This window comes from Mariniflexile litorale, from assembly GCF_031128465.2.
Lineage (GTDB): Bacteria > Bacteroidota > Bacteroidia > Flavobacteriales > Flavobacteriaceae > Mariniflexile > Mariniflexile litorale.
In genome coordinates, this window is record NZ_CP155618.1 from 1501583 (window position 1) to 1520225 (window position 18643).

Sequence of the window (18643 nt, forward strand, 5' to 3'; positions counted from 1 at the left end):
TTATTTGTTTCTTGATTTTTTTTATATTGAACTGTCTAAAAACTCTTCAATTAGTAAATTACAGTAACTGTTTAAGTGTGGATATATATAGCTTTTATCAATGTTTTTTTTTTTGATACTCCTTCTTATATATTCTCCTAAATCTTTTTTAATATCAAAACAAAAAAAAGGTTTTAATTTTAAATTATTTCCATTTTCATTATGATTTGTGTTAAAGCAATCCTCTAGTGGTTTATTTGGAAATGGATTAAAAATAAAAAGACCTTGTTGTGGTATAATATTTTGATTATAAATTGTTGTTATAGGTCTTTCATCTCTAAAGCTGTTTTTAGGCTGCATTTTGTTTTCAAAATCAGAAAGGTAGAAAATAGAATTTTTATTCTTTTCCCAATCATAAAAAGAGCTTAATCTCGGAAAACTTCCATATGTAAAGTCAATCAAATTATTTAATTCATTATGTTTTTGAAAGTTTTTGTCTATAAAATAAATTGAAAAATATTTATCTATTTCATTGTTTGATGCTGTAGGAGTTGCTCTTTCTGTAGCAAAAAATAGCGCAACATCCAAGTCATATGTAAAATCCATAAGAGGGGTTGGTGCTCCATAATGTTGAAGAATGCTTAATATTGGAAAATCTCTTTGATTTGCTTTTAAATTATAATATTCAAAAATTTTATTGAATAATTTTTTATCACGTGCTTTTAAAATGAATTCGTTAATAAATTCCAAATATGACCTGGGAAGCCACCATTGTTCAACTTCATTCGTTATCCAAAATCTTTGAGCTGAATTGTATAATTTATATTTAGCCTCGCCCATTCCTCTGAAAATAAAATCACTATTTATTTTTAAGTCTTTATTTTCATCGATTTTTACTTTATCTTTAATTTGATTTTGTAATAATTTATATAAATTATTAAACTCCTCAATGGTGTCAATTTTAGTATATTTCTCAAAATATGCAAAACTCTCCCTCTTTTCAGTAAAATCTTTATAATTTGGTAATAATCCCATTTTTTGGTTTTTTAATTAACTTAAGGCATTTGAACTTAATTTGAACCTTGTGTTTAAGCACTTATTCCACTATTTCTCATAGACAATGTTTACCTTAGTTTTTTCTTTCTTCAGTTTGAATTTTATTGGATTCCAATCTTGATTTTTCGGTTGTATAATGCTATCACTGAAAAATAATATCTCTTTGCCCTCTCTTATTTCATAAGCGGTATGCTTAAAAGTAAATTCCTTTTTTTTACATTCAGAATACAGTTTTTGAATTTCAGGAACATTATCATAAGATACAATCCATTTAATATTTTCAATAGTCTTAATCTTTTCACTAACCAAATAATGATTTTTATTTTCATAATGGTTCATATATAGACTACTTGCTTTTAAATAGTATGGTGGGTCGAAATAAAACAAAATATTTTCATTCTCCGCCTCTCGTTGGATTTTATCAATTAACTTCACTGCATCTTTTTTATAAAGACGAATATTTTTTTTTTGTTGTGCTATTACTTTTATTCTTTTAATTAAATCTTTTTTATTAAACCTACAGTCCATAAGATAATTACCGTTTTGCTCGATACCACCCATTACACCTGCATTGATAATTCCTGACCTATTTGTACGATTCAAATAAAAAGTTGAAAAACCTAATGTTAGTAAATCAGCCGTTTTTTTATTGTCTTGAACATCTTTTTGTTTTTTCCATTCGTAAATAGATAATTCAGCATTTTCAATCATCTTACATAATTTACTGGTATTATTCAAAACGGAATGCCAAAAAGCATAAATAGCTCTGTCTCTATCATTTATTGTTATTTTTTGAACAAATCCTTCTATTAATAGAAATAAAGCAACTGAAGCACCCCCAGAGTACGGTTCAACATAATGCCCATTAATATTGTTATCAATGCAAATTTTTGCAATAAATGCTGACAACTTGTTTTTCCCGCCTGGGTATCTTAAAGGTGAATAATACATTAATTTTCTTTTATGTCTAGAAGTTCTTCAAATAAAGGAAAAAGTAAATCCCAAAAGTTATTTAAATAACGGTTATTTAAATAGTGAGTGTTTTCACTATGAACATAACCATTCAAGACATCAAGACTTAACTCATTTTTTGGATTTAGGACTTTATTAATAATGTCCTGTGATTTGCCGTTGACTTTAGTTTTAATAAATTCAAGTCGTTTACTTAAATTGATATTTTTTATACCTGCATTATCAGGATAATGTCCACATAAATGGCCAATCAAACCTTCACTTTTTAAATAATTCAAAACGGCCAGGTCTAAAAAAATTCTAATAGATGCAGCGACCGAATTATTATATTTTAATGGGATTAACTTTAATTCATTAAAAAGCTCATTAAGTCTATAGCTCGAAGAATTTAAAGAATAAATATCCAAGATTAATCGAGATCTGTTAGGATTGTTTTTAATTACAATTGGAGGAAGAGTAGGCGTTGAGGGTGTGATGTCAATTGACGGAACTTCTAATTCAGTATCAGTAGTATCACTATCAGTAGTTTCTATTACTTCATTGATTACTTCATCAAAATTTACTAACGGCAAACTTTCTAAAATTTTGTCAAAGTTTGTAGTAATTGTTCTTGTGTCAATTTTTAACTCTGAATCTTTATTTACAATATGTTTGATTAATTCTGAGTAGGCATTTAAAAAACCTATTTTGTGTTTAAACACTAATTCTATTCCGTCAAAATCTAAACCCCATTTTTCTTTTGCATCTTTATTTGAAAAGAATCTTTCTAAAATAGAAATAGGAAACTTATAGGAAATAGCATTCTCGTACTCTTCTTCAGTTAGTTTGTTTTTTACTTCATTTTGCTTAACCAAGTCTTTGATTTTTAGAATTCTAATAAAACCTTCCAAATCACTTTTGCTCATTTTGGTAATAGACATTATTTTTATAATGTCTCCATTGTATTTGTCGTATAATTCTGAAATCCATCTTTGTTGTTGTACCCTTGACCAAGATTGTTGTAATGATGATGTACTATTTCTTTGGTTTATATACCATTCAGCCTCTTCAAATGTTGGTGCAACATTTACCAAAATTTTTTCAATACTACTTAGATCAATTTTAGCGGATTGGGTTCTGATGAACGCTCTGATACCTTTTGGAGCTTTATGAGGTTCACGAAGAAGTTTAAGTGCTAACACCCTTCTATTTCCTTCGGCAACATAATATTTTTCATTTTCTAAGTTCTTCCAAACAACTACTGGGTCTGCAGGTATAAAACCATCTTCAGTAATTGATTTAATTAATTTAAAAAATTGCTTTTTATCTGAATCTTCAGATGTAAAATCTTCCGCAAAATCACTAATTTGTATGTGAGTTTCTTCTGGATTTAATCTCGGATTATCAGGCCAAAGCCTAAGCTGGTCTACAGAACGAGGTGTCTTTTTATTCAACCATTCATTATTTTTACTCATTTGCTATTTTATTGCCGTTTTTAAAAATACTTTTACAATTTTGAAATGATGTGTTATTTTAAAATCTCAGTATTTTTGTATTAAAATACACCATAAATGTAAATAAAAAATATTATTAAGCTACATCAGAGCAAAGATTTATATATTTTAGTTTAAGATTTTTGATTTATTTTTTAATTAATACTGGATGATTTTAAATGGTAGTTAAGGCTCATTTTTTATTAAATTTAATTATAAATCATACAATTTCACATCTGATGTATTAAACTCTAGCACCAATCGCAAATGCAATTAGTTTTCCTGTATGTCCAACATCATAAATGGGATAATCATTTAGAGTTCTTTACCGCCTTTCATTAAAAGTCTTTAATTTGAATTATAGGTTAAAATTTTGTTTTATCGTTTAACAAATCTCAATTACTATTAGTTTTTTATTAATAAATTAATTGCTTGAGCAATCCTTTAGTTCTAAAATTTAATTATTATTTAAGTTTAGTAACTCGTAAAAGATTTGTCAAAAAAGTATTGAACTACTAAATAGAATTTTCAAAAAGGTTTCTACGATATTTAATTATTTTACTTCTCATTACTTCTGCCTGTTCTATGGTGAAGAAACATCTACATGAACTATAATCCATGAAATTATTATAATTTGGAGTTTGTTCATTGTTTAATAAAGTGCATTCTTTTTTTCGGCTTAAATCTGTGCAATTTTTTTGTTCTGGAGTATCTGAGATATAATCTGTTTTAATGTCCCAAGGGTATTTAATTTTACGACAATTAGAAGCTCCCCAAACATGCCATAAGCCTAAGTAATGTCCAACTTCATGGGTAATGGTTTGACTGTTTTCTGTCATGATGGAAACGTAATTAATCTTTACTGATTTAGGGATTGTATTTTCCTCTAAAACACTTGATGAACTTCCCCAGTCTCCAATTAATAGGTTGAGGTTTTTTTCAGGTTTTATAAGCTTTAGTTGGTTTTTATTTAAGGGTTTAGTATAGCGTATAATGCCTTTTTTTTCTTGTTGAACAAGAATAGTATCTGACAAATAAAATATGATATTAGGTATACCTATAAGCTCTTTAAATTTTGGATCTAAAGAACTTATGTCATTTTTTCCAGTAAAATTATTACACAATTCTTCTATTTCTTCATCTATTCTTTTATTAGTTATGATTTGAGTAATATAAGGATGACTCTTAGAAGGAACCAAATGTAATATTATTGGAATTTTAATGACCTTCCCACAATCTATAATAGAATCATTATTTTGACTATAGGTGAATTTTAGACATATAAAGAAAAATACAAAAAAAAATTTCATAGACATTATTAAATAATTGATTTTCATTTCATTTTTGAAACACTAAAAATAAAATAGTTAAATTGAGGACCTTTTGTTTCATCCGTTTTTGAAACAATTTGACCAATTGAAGATTTATATTTCCAATTTGACCAATCCCAAGTGTTTACATTAGGAACTTGAATAACGATATAACTACCTTCTGCTAATTTCGCTCTTGTAGTAATGCCTTTTTCTGTATCAAGACCTAGATATATGTCCTGAACAGGAATGTTTTTATTTCTATTTTTGATTTGATCAGTAAAACCTTTTGCAAAACCAGAAAGAATAGGTGTTACAGGGTTAATTTTATCAAGCAGTTTAAGCCCACTTGAAAATAAATCTCCTTCTAAAAAGCCTACTAACTTTTTATCATTTTTGTTTTCAACATTTATAGTATAGCATTTAAAATCAATTCCTTCTTTGCCGACATTTAGGTCACTAAAAACGGGATAACCTGAGATGCCAGCTTGTTGCCCCTCAGTTATTCTATATACTTGATTGAAATGAACATGTTCATTTTCACCTTGAACTTGATTCTTAACATAGAAATCAAAAAGTACATTATGTTCACCTTTGCCTGGGTAATCCATAGCAACAAGTCTATCAAGTGTTATTTTAATTTTAGAATTTTTCAAGTTTTCTTGAGGTGTTATAGTTGTCGCATTAATTATATTTGAATCAAGCATTGGAGTATTAGTTTTTGGAATAAAACCGAAAGCATGTGAAGTGAATTTCCATACGTCTTTTATATTCTCAACATTTTTAAGAAGCTCATTATTATTTAAGTTTTTTATATCTGATATAAATTCGTCAGACTCAATATTCATAAGTTTTGATAAAATTGAGTCTCTAGTTTGGTTACCTATAATTTCTGATTCGCTAAACCATTCTTTATTGTTTTCAATGGAACTTTCCGAAATTCCTAGTTCTGAGTATGTGATAATTAAGTCATCCTTATCTTTGACAAATGAGTCTGCAGTACTTTTTAATTGAAGGGTACTTATAATAACTAAAAGAATTATAATTATTCCAACTAAAATATAATTTACCTTTTTCATTTTTTTAATAATTTTAAGCTGCGTTATAAATTTTACTAATTCTTAATACCTCATAGGTTTTATTTTCTAAAAACTTTTTTGTTAACCTAATTAATCTAGGTCCATTTTTTATATTACTCACACAATCATCCCTCGGATTTCCACCAGATTCAAATAGCAATAATTCATCTTTATACCTGAAACAAATTCCAATATGGTACACTTTTTTTCCAACTTTAAAATAAATTATATCACCTGATTCTATTGATGCATGTTTTATATTATAAATTTCAAAGCAGTTTTCGCAATCAAAATATTCCTTTAATGGAATAATCCAATTAGATGTATTTGAAAACCAAGCAGCATTTGCGTAATATTCTGGTTTTAATGGTAGTTTTAATCCAGACTTAACTAGTATTTGATAAATAAAGCCAGAGCAATCAATACCATACAACTCTTCTGTACAAACATTGGGTTTTCCATTATATAGAGTTGGTTTTGTTTTCCTTGATGGGTTTTTACTGCCCCAAACATAAGCTAAACCATTATTTTGATAATAATTGTAGTTTTCATTTTTTGTTAAAAGAAGAGCCTGTTTAAGAAGTTCAGATTTAAACTCAACTATTTTATCTAAATTAAATTTGTTTTCTAGGGAATTATTAATGGAATCTTTATCCAAAATATCAATTAAATTAGAAAGTTCAATCTCTCGGTTATACGAATCATTTAGATTTTCCACGGAAAGAATCATTTGTGCACCACTAGGGCTATTGTAATATTCATCTCCTTCATAATCAGTTGCTTTGTCTTTACAGCTAAGATTGACAAGATTAAAAAAAACAAAAGTGTTTATTAGAAAAAATAATCTTTTATTAAATTTCATACTTATTGATTAATCTTTTTCAGATTATATAAGAAGATGTTTTAAAATATAATATTAGAAATAATAGCCACTTTAGTAATGATTTATTCAAGACTAAATAGAAGATCAGTTGCTACTATATTGATAATTAGGAGGGTATGAATATAGTAATTTTTTTTAATTAAAAAAATAATTATTTTTCACTTTATGAATTTCACTTTATTTATCTAAAATTTAGATATTTTTTTGTTAAATTTTCATTTATAATCAATAATTCAATGTCAGATAATAAAAATTTTATTACTGTTACTGCACTTATAAATTTATATGCAAGTAGCTTATCATCTACTATGGATGGTCAGATAATAGTTGTTGAAGGTTTCTATACAGATAACAACAACAAACTATATGGACAATACTACTATGATGAAATATTAAGCAAAGAGAAACACCATAAAATCACCATACAGATTACTCAAAGTTTAAAATCAAAACTAAGTTCTGGTAATTACTATAACTTTCAAGGGTATGTTACCAGAGGACAGTCCTTAGATAATAATTCAAAACTTGGTGTTTACTTTAGGGTAACTAAAATATTTGAACACAAAGAAGATGTGCAAATCGTTTCTAAGGTTGAGTATGATATTATACGTGCTAGGTTTGATAGGGAGTTTCCAATAATCCAAGATATTCTTCTAAAGAAAATAGAATTACAGCAAAAACCAACTTTAGATATAATAACTGGGATTCAATCTACATCGCATGATGATTACATAAGTCAATTGTTAGATAAAGACTATTTTAATATCAGGCATTATAAGTGTAATTTATCAACTAGTTTAGAAATTATTCAATTTTTAGAATCTTATGATTTTAAAGATTCATATTTATTGGTTATACTTCGAGGAGGAGGAAGTGGATAAGAGGTATTCAATGAAATTGAACTATGCAAAAAGGCTATAGAGCTACCCATTCCATTTATTACAGGAATTGGTCATGATGAAGATAAAACGTTGTTACAGAGAGTGGCTGACATGGGATTGTCCACACCTACATCAATTGGAGTATACCTTCAGGAGATTGTAAATTCACATAAAGAACGTCTAAAAATAGTCGCTAACAAGGACTTAGAAATAGAAAATTATAAAAAATTGGTTCAGATTGAAAAGCAGCTTTTAACGAACCTGGTAGCTTCACAAAAAAAATATTTGAATTTAGTTTTAGGAATTTTAATAATCTTAATCTTGGCTATAGTATATTTAGTTTTAAAAAGTAAATGAGTTTAGAAGAATTCAATGACTTAAATCATGACGAAAGATTATTTACAGTTGTAGATAAGGGTGTTTTTTTGGATAACTATGTTACTGTCAATATCCGTATGAACCTTTATTCAGTTGGTAAATTTTATGTTGAACTAGTTTATGATTCAGAAGAAAATAAAATAGTTGAAGTGCGTAGTTTTAAACATGGTGTTCAACCTAATAAATATACTTCACATATTAAGTTTGGAAAATAACTTGTCAAGTTGTCAACTTTTTTACTGAAAATAAAAACAGGTGTATTAAATTGTAATTTCAAAAAATTCACTTAAAGGAACGTCTAGCGTAATTGACAGAACTGAAATGGTAACTATATTGGGAGTAACAACGCCTTTTTCAATTTTATATAGGTACTGCCTGTCTTTACCAACTAATTGAGCCAATTTTGTTTGGGTAAGACCTCTTTTTTTTCTAAAAAAACGAACCCTGTTTCCAACTTCTTTGGGAATTGAAGCTTTTAATTGTTCAAGTCTTTCTTCAGATAATTCTACCATAAGGTAAAATTCCAATTAGAAAAAATAAATATTGTAACCTTAGAATACTACATTATTATTTATATTTACGTGTATTAGTATCAAACTAGATTAATTTAAAATAATACTTATTAGTTATGAAAATAAAACTGATTAATTTCTTGATGATTATGTCATGTACATTGCTTTGTTCTCAACAATCTAATCAAGAAATAGGAAAACAAAGAGAAAGACAAGCAAGTAATCCAGAATTATTAAAATTCTTAGAAGTAGAACTTAAACAACCAGAAATATCTAATAAAAATATTAGTATACTTGGTGGTGGTAGTATAGGTTATTCAAATGCAGATAAATTAGGAAAAAGTGATTTTGACAAAAATTATAATCCTGGTCTTGATTTCTTCATGGAAGATAATCCTTATGAAGCAGATAATATATTAGAAAATGCTATTGATGAGCATCGGGTGCAAAAGCAGAACAAGTTTTATTATAAGTATGGATTAACTTTTACAATATTTATAAGTGCTATTTTAATCACGTATTTTATAGTTAGTAATAAAAAATAAATACTACTAGTAATCAATCAATGGTTTAGTAGTTTCTCACAAGATTGTTCTATTACAAATACTAAAAAACTCATGTTTTATATATAAATAAATCAGAAGACTTATGTGTGAATAGCTTTGTAGCATTTAAAATCAAAAATTAGTTTGGTATTTCTAAAAAAGCAATCAAAAAATTAAGTAGTGGAAATGTAAAAAAAATCAAATAATCATGGAAAGTTTTATACTTAATATATTTGCTATTATTGGTGTTTTTGTTGGGGGATATCAACTTTTTCTTTTTTTAGCAAAAAATTCTGAAGAAAGAAAAAGGACGGATGATGATGTTTGGGAGTTAATAAACAATTGTAATGAGTGTCGTATTTATGCTTCTTATTATGATGTATCGCTTGATGAAATTAGAAATATTCAAGGTTTTAAGAAGCATAGAATCGAATTGTTGAAAATAATTAATGAACCCGCAAACAGAAAAGAAGCTCTGGAGTCTATTAGTGAAAAAAAGCAAATAAAGTTAAATCAAATTAAGGATTTTGAAAATAAAAGAAAAATAGGCTATAAATATGAAAATGAAATTTTTGAGATTTTTGACACATATTATAAATTAACTCAAGATGAGATTATTGATGGTTTTATGAAAAAGTTCTCTACCAACCAAACAAAGGCAACTGAAATTTTTCAGGAGTGCTATAATAATTGGTTAATTACTAAAGTAAATACTAGAATTCCGACTGATGAAGTATTTTATGAAGTAGGGTTTATTTTAGATTCTGATGGGTATAAGTTGACTCAAAATGATTTAACTAGAAAAGAATGGTTAAAGAAAAACAATAAAGTATTAGATCATAGAATTAATTTGGCAAACGATTTGCCTTTTTAAAACATAAAAACATCTAGTACTATTATGCACAAGAAATCAGACATCTTGAATGATAAAACAGTAAAAAACATAAAAGGTTACATAAATTCGCCTAATATTTTACCGAAGTCTATTCTATACTATGAGAGACATTTTACCAGAAATAATAAGAGCGTCATTGAATACTATTCAGATTATGAATTAGATTCTTATTTTGAAACAGAAACCACTAAATATTTTATTATAACACGAGGGTTTTCAGAAAAGAATGTTTTGTTTTCAACAGAGGTTATCTATTTAAATGCAGATGGGATGCCATATATGTGTTACAATGAAGTTTTAACCATCGATAAAGTTCTAGAAAAGCATTACAGAAAAATAAATTCTAAAAACGAATATTCTTATGAAGGTTTTTATTCCTTTTCGGAGTGTTTAAAATACAAACCTTGGATTCTTTAATAAACCATAAAATTTCTACCACAAAAAACTTGACAACTTGTCAAATGCCATAACGTCAACTTATTTTCAAAAATTTTTAATTTTTTTTGAAGAATTTTTTATAACCAAGATTGAAAGTTAATTATTCAAAGCACCCCACTCTAATCTGAGGGTGGGATTATTCCCCGCCATTGTTTAATTAAATTTTATTATAATGGTAACTATTAAAGATTTCAAAAAGAGAGAAACCAAAACAGGCGAAGAATTTTTTGTTTTAGTTTTACAAGGTGGTATTACACCAGTAAAAAGTAAAGAAACGGGTAGAATGTATTTTACAGCTAAAACCTGTACGGTACCAAGTACATTTGACGAAGATACCTGCAAACAAATTATTGGTCAAGAATTCCCTGGGGAAATTGTTAAGGTGAGTGTAGAACCTTACGAATATGCACTTCCAGAAACAGGAGAGATTATTACCCTTGATACACGTTGGGAGTACCAAGACACTTCTTTAGAAACTGCTTCTGCTAACATTATTGAGGAAGAGGAAGTTATGTAACACTTGGTTACAAAACCTATGAAAGAGGCATTATTGCCTCTTTTTTTATATGGTTATATATATAACCAACTTTTTGTATAACACATAACATAAATATTATGGAATTAAAACAAGCACAGCGTGAACAAGTAAAATTACGTATTGGATTGAGTGGAGCATCGGGATTTGGTAAAACTTATTCAGCACTACTATTGGCTTATGGCATCACAGGAGACTATTCTAAAATAGCCATCATAGACACAGAAAATCAATCTGCCAGTTTGTATGCGCACTTAGGTAATTACAATACAATAAGTCTGGAAGCACCTTATGCACCTGAAAAGTATATCGAAGCCATAGAAGTTTGCGAAAAGGCAGGTATGGAAGTAATAATAATTGATAGCATAACCCACGAATGGAATGGCAAGGGAGGTTGTTTAGAAATTCATGAACAATTAGGTGGTAGGTTCCAAGATTGGGCAAAAATAAGTCCAAGACACCAAGCCTTTATTGATAAGATACTCCAATCTAAATGCCATGTTCTAACGACTGTAAGAAGAAAAGTTGATTACTCAATGGATACAGATGGCAGTGGTAAAACTAAAGTTATCAAGCATGGGACAAAGGAAATAACTCGTGAGGGCTTTGAATATGAGCTAACAGTAAATTTTGAACTTATAAATGACAACCATTTAGTAAGTGCATCAAAGGATAGGACAGGACTGTTTATGAACAAGCCTGAATTTATAATAAATGCTGCAACAGGTAGAAAATTGATGCAATGGTGCAACAACGGTAAAGATTTAGAGCAAGCTAGAAATGAAATTAATAGCTGTGAAACTATTGAAGGTTTGAAACATATTTATGCTAAATACCCAAATTATCAAACCCTTATTAAGGCAGATGTTATGGATAGAAAGGCACTTATTGAAGCAGTAGACTACAACATTGTGCCTAATTCAGAAATTATAGAACATAATAAATCAAACGACAATGGAACTATTACAAGTACAGAATAATCTGGTTATACCAGAAGAACAGATAATTACAAAATCATCATCACCATTTATAGAGACTAACACACAAGAGGTTAGCCTTTTTCATTTGCAAAAAGATTGTATAATCCCTGTGTTCTCGAAAGATATGGAATGTACTATTGCTCACTATGAGTTTATCAATGCTGTTGATGATTGTGTTCATACCATATTTTCTGGGCAACGGATTTTAAAGCCAGAAATAAGGACAAGTCATGTAATAAAAGGCAGAATTCCAGAAGCCATTGGCAAACCTGTAAAGGAGTTAACGGAACAGGATAAAACTATTTATTACGAAAGAATGATGTTTAAAATTGATGTACCAAGTATTTCAGAAACATTAAATGGTAATAATTTAAGTCTTACAATAGGTGGGGTAAGAGCATATAACCAAGAAAACCTATATAGTAAAAAGAACTACGAGAAATTCAAAGTTTTTGTAGGTTTCAAAAATAGGGTTTGTACCAATCTTTGTGTTAGTTCTGATGGAATTGTAGAAGAGCTAAGGGCATCAAGTATAGACGAGCTAAAGGCTAAGGTTATGGAGCTATTAGGGGCTTATGAAATGCAAAACCACCTAAATAGTTTAAAACTGCTTTCAGAGTATAGTTTAACTGAAAAACAATTTGCAAAGTTTTTGGGTAAGTGTCGTATGTATAATTATTTGCCTAAGCCAGAAAAAAGGGATATTCCACAATTAATGTTGAATGATCGACAAATTAGTACAGTTGCAAAAGGCTATTACGAAGATGAAAATTTTGCCAGAAATGAAGATGACAGTATTAGTTTATGGAGCATGTTTAATCTTCTAACTGAAGCCACTAAAAGCAGTTACATTGATTCTTTTTTAAGTCGAAGTTTGAATTCGCACGAGCTCATCCAAAAACTATCATATTCGATGCAAAATGACACAACATTTTGGTACTTAAATTAATATTAATAGCTAAAATATGCTCAAGTTTAACACTTGGGCATTTTATTTAAACTATATGAATAATGAAGAATTGGCAGAACTTTTTAAATATTGTTCACCTAAATCCATACTAGTTGTTACTTGGTATGGAAAGCTTAAAACCTTGTATTGCCCTATAAAAGTGAAGGTTAATCAAGATATTGGGGAGTTATCAAAAGGGAACTATGCTAAAATAACTGAAGTTAAACTATCCAATTCTGGCAAAACAGTGTTTATAATTAACAAAAAGGCTTATTACTATTACTACTTCGAAATTTTGACGCATTTGTAATAATATAATAGCTAAAATTAAAATCTATAGATTGGACTTTATGCTGTATTTTGTTTGAATCTCAAATTTTTATTTCGAGATTAGCATTCTTTTGAGACGGTTTAGTCCTTAAAGAAAACCACTGAAAATGAATCATAGGGTTAGTTTTCTTACTATATACTTTAAATTTTTAAAGTATATAGTTACTACCCTTTAAATACTTATTTGGTATGTATAATAGTTTTAGTTTTAATGAGTTTTTGGATTATGAAAAGTATAAAAATTTTAGAATTGATTTTTTAATGTTTTCAGACCTAGAACAAGAAGGTATTAAGGTAAATATTGAATCCGATAAAATAACTTTTAATTCAAAAGAAGTTTCTTTAACTGAATTTACCAATTACGAATATTCAATAGTAAGAAATGAGAATTTGAATGATTTGGACCAAATATTCATTAATAACTATTTGATTCCTGAAATTAAAAAAATGTATGATACTTATCTTATACGTATCGAAGATAGAAGAGAGAAAGAGAATAAATATTCAGTTATTGAGAAAACTGGTTATTATGATGAGATTGAATCTTATTTTATTAAAACACTAGAAAAAATAGAAATTTCATCGTATTTAAATTCAAAAGTAAAGAATGAATTAGTTGATGTTGTTAACGCTTTGCGAGATTTTGTTTTTGATAAAAAGGCTGAATTAATAGAGCCCAAAAATGAAAAAATACCATTTAACCTATCAAGGGAGCAGATAGCTATAATCTTTTCTTTAATGTATAAAAACAATATTATCAATAATTCTTTAAGTCAGCCACAGCTTGCAAAAATCATTGAGGATACTTTTTGTCATAATAAAACAGAAAATATCAGCCATATAAGAAATTTAATATATAAATATTCAAAACCCAATAGCCTTACAGGGAAGCAAAGGTCTAACATAAAACAACTTATTTTTGATATGTTATCTTAGTTTAAAAAGAAATCAGGTGCAATTTTTTGCACTTAATTTATAATCCTTAACACGAACCTTATTTTAATCTTTGCCTTGTGATTGTTAATAGTGTCACGTATCTCCACGCTATTAACATTGGAGAATAATTTAAAATTAATTTAAATATTCAAAACAATGGAAACTAAAATCGATGAAATCTCAATTAAGTTTTGGGATATTGATAAAAAAGGTAAGGTTAAAATCCTTCAGAACAAACTATTAGAGTTTATCTCTAAATCAGGTTTCGCAAAAGCGGAAATTACTGATATGGATTATGTGTTGGTACTTGAATCCGCTAATACAGTTAAGGAAGTTGCCGATTATGTAATTGTAGATTTTATTAAGAATTACCTTAAAAAGATTAAGCAACTAGAGGTTTATGAAGCTTTTATTATAGGTTCATCGGGTTATATTTCTAAACCAAAATTAAGGTTTTTGACTACTGTAAAACTTCTTAATGACAGAGATAATTCAAATAGCAGTTGGTTTCATTTCTCGAATTTAAGTTGGCAAGTTGACAAGAAATCATTTAAAAATAGGTCGCGAGAAGAAATTCCAGGCAAAATATGGGAATCAAGAATCTTACCATATGATTGTTACACAGCCTTGGATGATGATGCTTCTCAATTTCAAAAGTTCTGTATGAATATTGCTGGTAACGATAAAAAGAGGTTTTTAGCATTACTAACTATAATTGGGTACTTGTTGCATAGAAGCCAAGATCCAAGTAATGCAAAAGCAATCATATTTGTTGATGAAAACATTTCATTTGATGGAACAGCTAATGGGGGAACAGGAAAAAGTTTATTACTGCGTGCTATAGGGAAATGTCGTGAATTAGTTGTTATGGACGGGAAGAACATGAAAACTAAAAGCTGGTTTAAAAACCAACGCATTAACAGAACTTCTGATATTGTTTTTTATGATGATGTTGGAAAGGATTTTTCACTAGAAGAGCTGTATTCTATGATTACAACAGGGATTGAAGTTGAAAAAAAATATAAAACGGCTGAATACATTTCACCAGAAAATGCACCTAAAATATGTATCTCAAGTAATTATGTAGTGAAAGGTACAGGAGGAAGCACTGATATCAGAAGACGTTGTGAATTTGAAGTAGCTAATCATTATAATGAAAATTTCACTCCTGAGGATGAATTTGGAAATTACTTTTTCGATGACTGGGATAGGGATGAATGGAATAGATTTTTTCATTTTATGATGTCTTGTGTACAGCAATATCTTAAGCGAGGACTGATTATCCCTAAACCTATTAATTTAAAAAAGAACAGATTAATAAATGCTACCTCGGAGGAATTCGTTGCTTTTATGGACTTAGGTCTCGTAGAGTACAACAAGTGGATTAGTAAAAAAGATGTGTTCGAGCTTTTTAAGAAAGAATATGTTCATTATAATAATTTAGCTCCTCATCAAATGACTAAATGGATGAAGGAATATGCTCGTCAAAGTGGTTTGGTATATGAAGACAGAAAATCTGGTGAAAAGTATGATTTTTATCTTAAAACAATAGGGAAGGAGGCTAGCGATGAAGAAGAATAAACTAAAATCCGCAGGTATCATCTATACCGTTAAATGCGAAATCACGGGTGAGTTTTATGTGGGAGCTACAACAGATTCAATACACCAACGTAAAATAGACCACCAAGAGCGTGCTAAAAGAGGTGATAAACATCCCTTTGCACAAGCGATAGCTACGTATGGAGCAGATGCATTTACTTGGAAGCATACAGACACAGCAAGCACAATAGACGAGTTAGCCAGAAAAGAAAAAGAATACATTGAAAAATTGGATTCTAAAAAACAAGGATACAATGCTGATGCAGGAGGTGGGTTTAAGAAAACCATTTATCAATATTCAATAAAAGATGGTAGTTTGGTAAACACCTACCATTGCTTAGAAAGTGCTGCAAGTGCGATTGGAGTATATAAAAACTCAATAGGTAATGCTTGTATTGGTCAAAATAAAACCTGTAAAGGTTATTATTGGAGTTATAATTTTTGTGTGCCATTTAATCCAGATAAGGATTTACGTAAAAAGCAAGTAGTTCAATATTCCCTTTCTGGTAAGCAGTTAGCGATTTATGAATCTGTTGCAGTAGCTAGTGAGCGAACAGGCATTTCTAAAACATGTATAAGTCGTGTGTGTAGAAAAGAACGTGATAAAAGTGGAGGCTTTATCTGGAAGTATTTAAGCTAACATATAAGCTAAAAGGTATAGAAAAAGGTAGCTAAAAAAGTTGTAAACTTGTCAAACAATTAAAAGTGAGCCATTTACCTTGTGCTTGGAGAGCTCAAGAGGGGGAGCAAACAACAAGAAAAAGACTTTACAGAAATGTAAGGTCTTTTTTGGTTTTATACGGTATCAACAAGGGATTTGGGCTCAAGAATAAAAACGGATCAAGGCTAAAAGTTGTGTTTAAGCAAAAATAGTGGTTAATCTAAAAAGGAAAAATTCTATATTTTTGACACCTCTAAACTGGGCTCTAAAGGCTTTTATCTTTGCGTTAAAAGATTCAGCAGAAGCATTTGTACTTCGATTGATGAAATAGTTAAGTATAGATCTATAGTTTAGGGTTATCGTATTTGCTATTGTATTGAATGCTCTAAATCCAGATTGTTCAACATCTTTATACCAATGCGCTAGCTTTGTGTATGCAGTTTCTACTGATTTTGCTGTATTGAAAATATTTCTAAGGCCTTGAACTAGGTTAAATGCTAGTTGGATATCAGGATATTGATCGAAGAGTATTTTGCTTCTCTGGTATTGATTTTCCGTCCAATTAGAGGGTGCTTTGTAGAGTAAATACCTGCTTCTTGCTAAGAGTTGTTTTCTGGTATCTCCATTATCAAAGACCTCTTGTTTATAGGTCTTGTGATTTGCTCTGGCAAGTTTTATGTTTTCGTTTTCTAGATCTATGGCGTCCCACCTATATTTGATTCTTATATCTTGTAGTGCTTCCAAGGCTAATTTCTGTACATGAAACCGATCAGTAACCTGTATGGGGATCAAGGCTAAAAGTTGTGTTTAAGCAAAAATAGTGGTTAATCTAAAAAGGAAAAATTCTATATTTTTGACACCTCTAAACTGGGCTCTAAAGGCTTTTATCTTTGCGTTAAAAGATTCAGCAGAAGCATTTGTACTTCGATTGATGAAATAGTTAAGTATAGATCTATAGTTTAGGGTTATCGTATTTGCTATTGTATTGAATGCTCTAAATCCAGATTGTTCAACATCTTTATACCAATGCGCTAGCTTTGTGTATGCAGTTTCTACTGATTTTGCTGTATTGAAAATATTTCTAAGGCCTTGAACTAGGTTAAATGCTAGTTGGATATCAGGATATTGATCGAAGAGTATTTTGCTTCTCTGGTATTGATTTTCCGTCCAATTAGAGGGTGCTTTGTAGAGTAAATACCTGCTTCTTGCTAAGAGTTGTTTTCTGGTATCTCCATTATCAAAGACCTCTTGTTTATAGGTCTTGTGATTTGCTCTGGCAAGTTTTATGTTTTCGTTTTCTAGATCTATGGCGTCCCACCTATATTTGATTCTTATATCTTGTAGTGCTTCCAAGGCTAATTTCTGTACATGAAACCGATCAGTAACCTGTATGGCTTTTGGGAAACATTTTTTAGCGATAGTTTTCATTGAGTTAGCCATGTCTAGTGTAATCTCTTTAACCTTCGTTCTTTTCTTTGCTGATAATTTAAGAAGCTGTTCTATAATAGGTTCTACTTTAGTGCCAGAAAAAATGGCAACGATACTTCCTTTTTTACCTTTGGCTTTTTTGTTGGTAATGATGGTGTAGAGTTCTCCCTTTGACAAAGCAGTCTCATCAATAGATAAATGGCTTCCTATATTTTCAGGAAAGATGAGATATTGTTTTGCATGTTTCTTCTGATTCCAGTCTTTAAAATCACTTAAATAATCTTTATACTGACGTTGTAGTTTTTTACCATCAACGCCATAAAAATGTCCTATGGTATGACAATCTGAAGCTCTAGTATTGATTAATTTCTTTTAAAAAAGCAGCGAACTCTGATGTCATACGAGTTCCCTGTGCTACTAAGTTCCAATCTCTCTGCACGACTTGTTTGGTGGTCTTGTCTAACCATCTGCGACGCTTAACATGCAGGTAAACTGTATTGCCTCGTAAAGGAAAATCTTGGATGGTTACTTCTTTATGAAAACCATGCGCAATTAATGTGCGTTTAGATTCTTCTTTAGGTGTTGCATTTTGTTCTTCAAAGTAAAGATGCATGACTTCGCCATTTTTAGTATGCTTTACAAGATCAAAATGGTTGATTAGAAATTCAGGTAAAATAAGTTTGAGTAGTTCTAGATAATGGTCCAAAATCTTTTTTTTGCAAAAATCCGAAAACTATAGGTAATTCACACACAACTTTTGGTCATGATCCATAAAAACTTGGGGACAATTATATATATTTTTTTAAATTTACAATCAAAAGAGCT

Annotated in this window: 23 protein-coding genes; 13 read left to right on the forward strand and 10 right to left on the reverse strand. The window is 29.3% G+C overall.

The features are described 5' to 3' along the window. Positions 1–21: 21 nt before the first annotated feature. The 6 genes from QLS71_RS06235 to QLS71_RS06260 form a co-directional block, all read right to left on the reverse strand. A complete protein-coding gene (locus QLS71_RS06235) occupies positions 22–1014 on the reverse strand; it encodes an FRG domain-containing protein (RefSeq protein ID WP_308991610.1) in 993 nt (330 codons plus the stop codon). A 69-nt stretch (positions 1015–1083) separates the two neighbouring features. Then, positions 1084–1986 (reverse strand): DNA adenine methylase, encoded by a 903-nt coding sequence (locus QLS71_RS06240; protein ID WP_308991611.1) that lies wholly within the window; start codon positions 1984–1986, stop codon positions 1084–1086. Continuing rightward, positions 1986–3461, reverse strand: a complete 1476-nt coding sequence (locus QLS71_RS06245; protein WP_308991612.1) for a ParB N-terminal domain-containing protein — start codon at positions 3459–3461, stop codon at positions 1986–1988. The genes QLS71_RS06240 and QLS71_RS06245 overlap by 1 nt, the downstream gene beginning before the upstream one ends. Before the next feature lie 533 nt (positions 3462–3994). After that, positions 3995–4789: a M43 family zinc metalloprotease gene (locus tag QLS71_RS06250; RefSeq protein WP_308991613.1), complete on the reverse strand. Its 795-nt coding sequence runs from the start codon at positions 4787–4789 to the stop codon at positions 3995–3997. A gap of 23 nt (positions 4790–4812) precedes the next feature. Next, complete coding sequence (locus QLS71_RS06255) at positions 4813–5868, reverse strand: hypothetical protein (RefSeq protein WP_308991614.1); 1056 nt, start codon at positions 5866–5868, stop codon at positions 4813–4815. A 13-nt stretch (positions 5869–5881) separates the two neighbouring features. Beyond that, complete coding sequence (locus tag QLS71_RS06260) at positions 5882–6730, reverse strand: NlpC/P60 family protein (RefSeq protein ID WP_308991615.1); 849 nt, start codon at positions 6728–6730, stop codon at positions 5882–5884. Between the two features lie 329 nt (positions 6731–7059). On the opposite strand from QLS71_RS06260, the gene QLS71_RS06265 reads away from it, so the two are divergent. The 3 genes from QLS71_RS06265 to QLS71_RS06270 are packed head-to-tail and all read left to right on the forward strand — an operon-like array spanning position 7060 to position 8225. Then, complete coding sequence (locus tag QLS71_RS06265) at positions 7060–7632, forward strand: hypothetical protein (protein WP_308991616.1); 573 nt, start codon at positions 7060–7062, stop codon at positions 7630–7632. Positions 7633–7647: 15 nt separating this feature from the next. Then, the gene (locus QLS71_RS19215; protein WP_369077079.1) at positions 7648–7989 is read left to right on the forward strand and encodes an exodeoxyribonuclease VII large subunit; all 342 of its coding nucleotides are present in this window, start codon (positions 7648–7650) and stop codon (positions 7987–7989) included. Beyond that, a complete protein-coding gene (locus tag QLS71_RS06270) occupies positions 7986–8225 on the forward strand; it encodes a hypothetical protein (protein ID WP_308991617.1) in 240 nt (79 codons plus the stop codon). Before QLS71_RS19215 ends, QLS71_RS06270 begins: the two co-directional genes overlap by 4 nt. Before the next feature lie 45 nt (positions 8226–8270). Here the strand turns inward: QLS71_RS06270 and QLS71_RS06275 are convergent, their stop codons facing one another. After that, the gene (locus QLS71_RS06275) at positions 8271–8522 is read right to left on the reverse strand and encodes a helix-turn-helix transcriptional regulator (RefSeq protein ID WP_308991618.1); all 252 of its coding nucleotides are present in this window, start codon (positions 8520–8522) and stop codon (positions 8271–8273) included. 116 nt (positions 8523–8638) lie between these two features. On the opposite strand from QLS71_RS06275, the gene QLS71_RS06280 reads away from it, so the two are divergent. The 10 genes from QLS71_RS06280 (at position 8639) to QLS71_RS06325 (ending at position 16369) form a co-directional block, all read left to right on the forward strand. Beyond that, positions 8639–9067 (forward strand): hypothetical protein, encoded by a 429-nt coding sequence (locus tag QLS71_RS06280; protein ID WP_308991619.1) that lies wholly within the window; start codon positions 8639–8641, stop codon positions 9065–9067. 208 nt (positions 9068–9275) lie between these two features. Next, entirely contained in the window at positions 9276–9941 is a 666-nt protein-coding gene (locus QLS71_RS06285; RefSeq protein ID WP_308991620.1) for a hypothetical protein, read from the forward strand. A 24-nt stretch (positions 9942–9965) separates the two neighbouring features. Then, positions 9966–10379 carry a hypothetical protein gene (locus QLS71_RS06290; RefSeq protein ID WP_308991621.1) on the forward strand — a complete coding sequence of 138 codons (414 nt, stop codon included), beginning with the start codon at positions 9966–9968 and terminating at the stop codon, positions 10377–10379. 193 nt (positions 10380–10572) lie between these two features. Next, positions 10573–10917 (forward strand): hypothetical protein, encoded by a 345-nt coding sequence (locus QLS71_RS06295; RefSeq protein ID WP_308991622.1) that lies wholly within the window; start codon positions 10573–10575, stop codon positions 10915–10917. 98 nt (positions 10918–11015) lie between these two features. Then, complete coding sequence (locus QLS71_RS06300) at positions 11016–11915, forward strand: AAA family ATPase (protein WP_308991623.1); 900 nt, start codon at positions 11016–11018, stop codon at positions 11913–11915. Beyond that, positions 11890–12864: a DUF3871 family protein gene (locus QLS71_RS06305; protein WP_308991624.1), complete on the forward strand. Its 975-nt coding sequence runs from the start codon at positions 11890–11892 to the stop codon at positions 12862–12864. The genes QLS71_RS06300 and QLS71_RS06305 overlap by 26 nt, the downstream gene beginning before the upstream one ends. Positions 12865–12880: 16 nt before the next feature. Then, positions 12881–13174, forward strand: coding sequence for a hypothetical protein (locus tag QLS71_RS06310; protein WP_308991625.1), 294 nt, complete (start codon positions 12881–12883; stop codon positions 13172–13174). A 209-nt stretch (positions 13175–13383) separates the two neighbouring features. Beyond that, positions 13384–14130: a hypothetical protein gene (locus tag QLS71_RS06315; protein ID WP_308991626.1), complete on the forward strand. Its 747-nt coding sequence runs from the start codon at positions 13384–13386 to the stop codon at positions 14128–14130. Between the two features lie 156 nt (positions 14131–14286). Beyond that, a complete protein-coding gene (locus tag QLS71_RS06320; protein ID WP_308991627.1) occupies positions 14287–15711 on the forward strand; it encodes a DUF5906 domain-containing protein in 1425 nt (474 codons plus the stop codon). Beyond that, a complete protein-coding gene (locus tag QLS71_RS06325) occupies positions 15698–16369 on the forward strand; it encodes an NUMOD1 domain-containing DNA-binding protein (RefSeq protein ID WP_308991628.1) in 672 nt (223 codons plus the stop codon). Before QLS71_RS06320 ends, QLS71_RS06325 begins: the two co-directional genes overlap by 14 nt. Before the next feature lie 219 nt (positions 16370–16588). On the opposite strand, the gene QLS71_RS06330 is transcribed toward QLS71_RS06325, so the two are convergent. The 3 genes from QLS71_RS06330 to QLS71_RS06340 are packed head-to-tail and all read right to left on the reverse strand — an operon-like array spanning position 16589 to position 18524. Next, the gene (locus tag QLS71_RS06330) at positions 16589–17182 is read right to left on the reverse strand and encodes a transposase (RefSeq protein WP_348636609.1); all 594 of its coding nucleotides are present in this window, start codon (positions 17180–17182) and stop codon (positions 16589–16591) included. A 15-nt stretch (positions 17183–17197) separates the two neighbouring features. Next, positions 17198–18151, reverse strand: coding sequence for a transposase (locus QLS71_RS06335; RefSeq protein WP_348636626.1), 954 nt, complete (start codon positions 18149–18151; stop codon positions 17198–17200). 19 nt (positions 18152–18170) lie between these two features. Then, on the reverse strand, positions 18171–18524 hold the full coding sequence (locus QLS71_RS06340) for a transposase family protein (RefSeq protein WP_308991875.1): 354 nt from the start codon (positions 18522–18524) through the stop codon (positions 18171–18173). Between the last annotated feature and the right edge of the window lie 119 nt (positions 18525–18643).

Coding starts and splice junctions, on each gene's coding strand:
- QLS71_RS06235 (WP_308991610.1), bottom strand. CDS start 1,014: ATGGGATTATTACCAAATTATAAAGATTTTACTGAAAAGAGGGAGAGT.
- QLS71_RS06240 (WP_308991611.1), bottom strand. CDS start 1,986: ATGTATTATTCACCTTTAAGATACCCAGGCGGGAAAAACAAGTTGTCA.
- QLS71_RS06245 (WP_308991612.1), bottom strand. CDS start 3,461: ATGAGTAAAAATAATGAATGGTTGAATAAAAAGACACCTCGTTCTGTA.
- QLS71_RS06250 (WP_308991613.1), bottom strand. CDS start 4,789: ATGAAATTTTTTTTTGTATTTTTCTTTATATGTCTAAAATTCACCTAT.
- QLS71_RS06255 (WP_308991614.1), bottom strand. CDS start 5,868: ATGAAAAAGGTAAATTATATTTTAGTTGGAATAATTATAATTCTTTTA.
- QLS71_RS06260 (WP_308991615.1), bottom strand. CDS start 6,730: ATGAAATTTAATAAAAGATTATTTTTTCTAATAAACACTTTTGTTTTT.
- QLS71_RS06265 (WP_308991616.1), top strand. CDS start 7,060: ATGGATGGTCAGATAATAGTTGTTGAAGGTTTCTATACAGATAACAAC.
- QLS71_RS06270 (WP_308991617.1), top strand. CDS start 7,986: ATGAGTTTAGAAGAATTCAATGACTTAAATCATGACGAAAGATTATTT.
- QLS71_RS06275 (WP_308991618.1), bottom strand. CDS start 8,522: ATGGTAGAATTATCTGAAGAAAGACTTGAACAATTAAAAGCTTCAATT.
- QLS71_RS06280 (WP_308991619.1), top strand. CDS start 8,639: ATGAAAATAAAACTGATTAATTTCTTGATGATTATGTCATGTACATTG.
- QLS71_RS06285 (WP_308991620.1), top strand. CDS start 9,276: ATGGAAAGTTTTATACTTAATATATTTGCTATTATTGGTGTTTTTGTT.
- QLS71_RS06290 (WP_308991621.1), top strand. CDS start 9,966: ATGCACAAGAAATCAGACATCTTGAATGATAAAACAGTAAAAAACATA.
- QLS71_RS06295 (WP_308991622.1), top strand. CDS start 10,573: ATGGTAACTATTAAAGATTTCAAAAAGAGAGAAACCAAAACAGGCGAA.
- QLS71_RS06300 (WP_308991623.1), top strand. CDS start 11,016: ATGGAATTAAAACAAGCACAGCGTGAACAAGTAAAATTACGTATTGGA.
- QLS71_RS06305 (WP_308991624.1), top strand. CDS start 11,890: ATGGAACTATTACAAGTACAGAATAATCTGGTTATACCAGAAGAACAG.
- QLS71_RS06310 (WP_308991625.1), top strand. CDS start 12,881: ATGCTCAAGTTTAACACTTGGGCATTTTATTTAAACTATATGAATAAT.
- QLS71_RS06315 (WP_308991626.1), top strand. CDS start 13,384: ATGTATAATAGTTTTAGTTTTAATGAGTTTTTGGATTATGAAAAGTAT.
- QLS71_RS06320 (WP_308991627.1), top strand. CDS start 14,287: ATGGAAACTAAAATCGATGAAATCTCAATTAAGTTTTGGGATATTGAT.
- QLS71_RS06325 (WP_308991628.1), top strand. CDS start 15,698: ATGAAGAAGAATAAACTAAAATCCGCAGGTATCATCTATACCGTTAAA.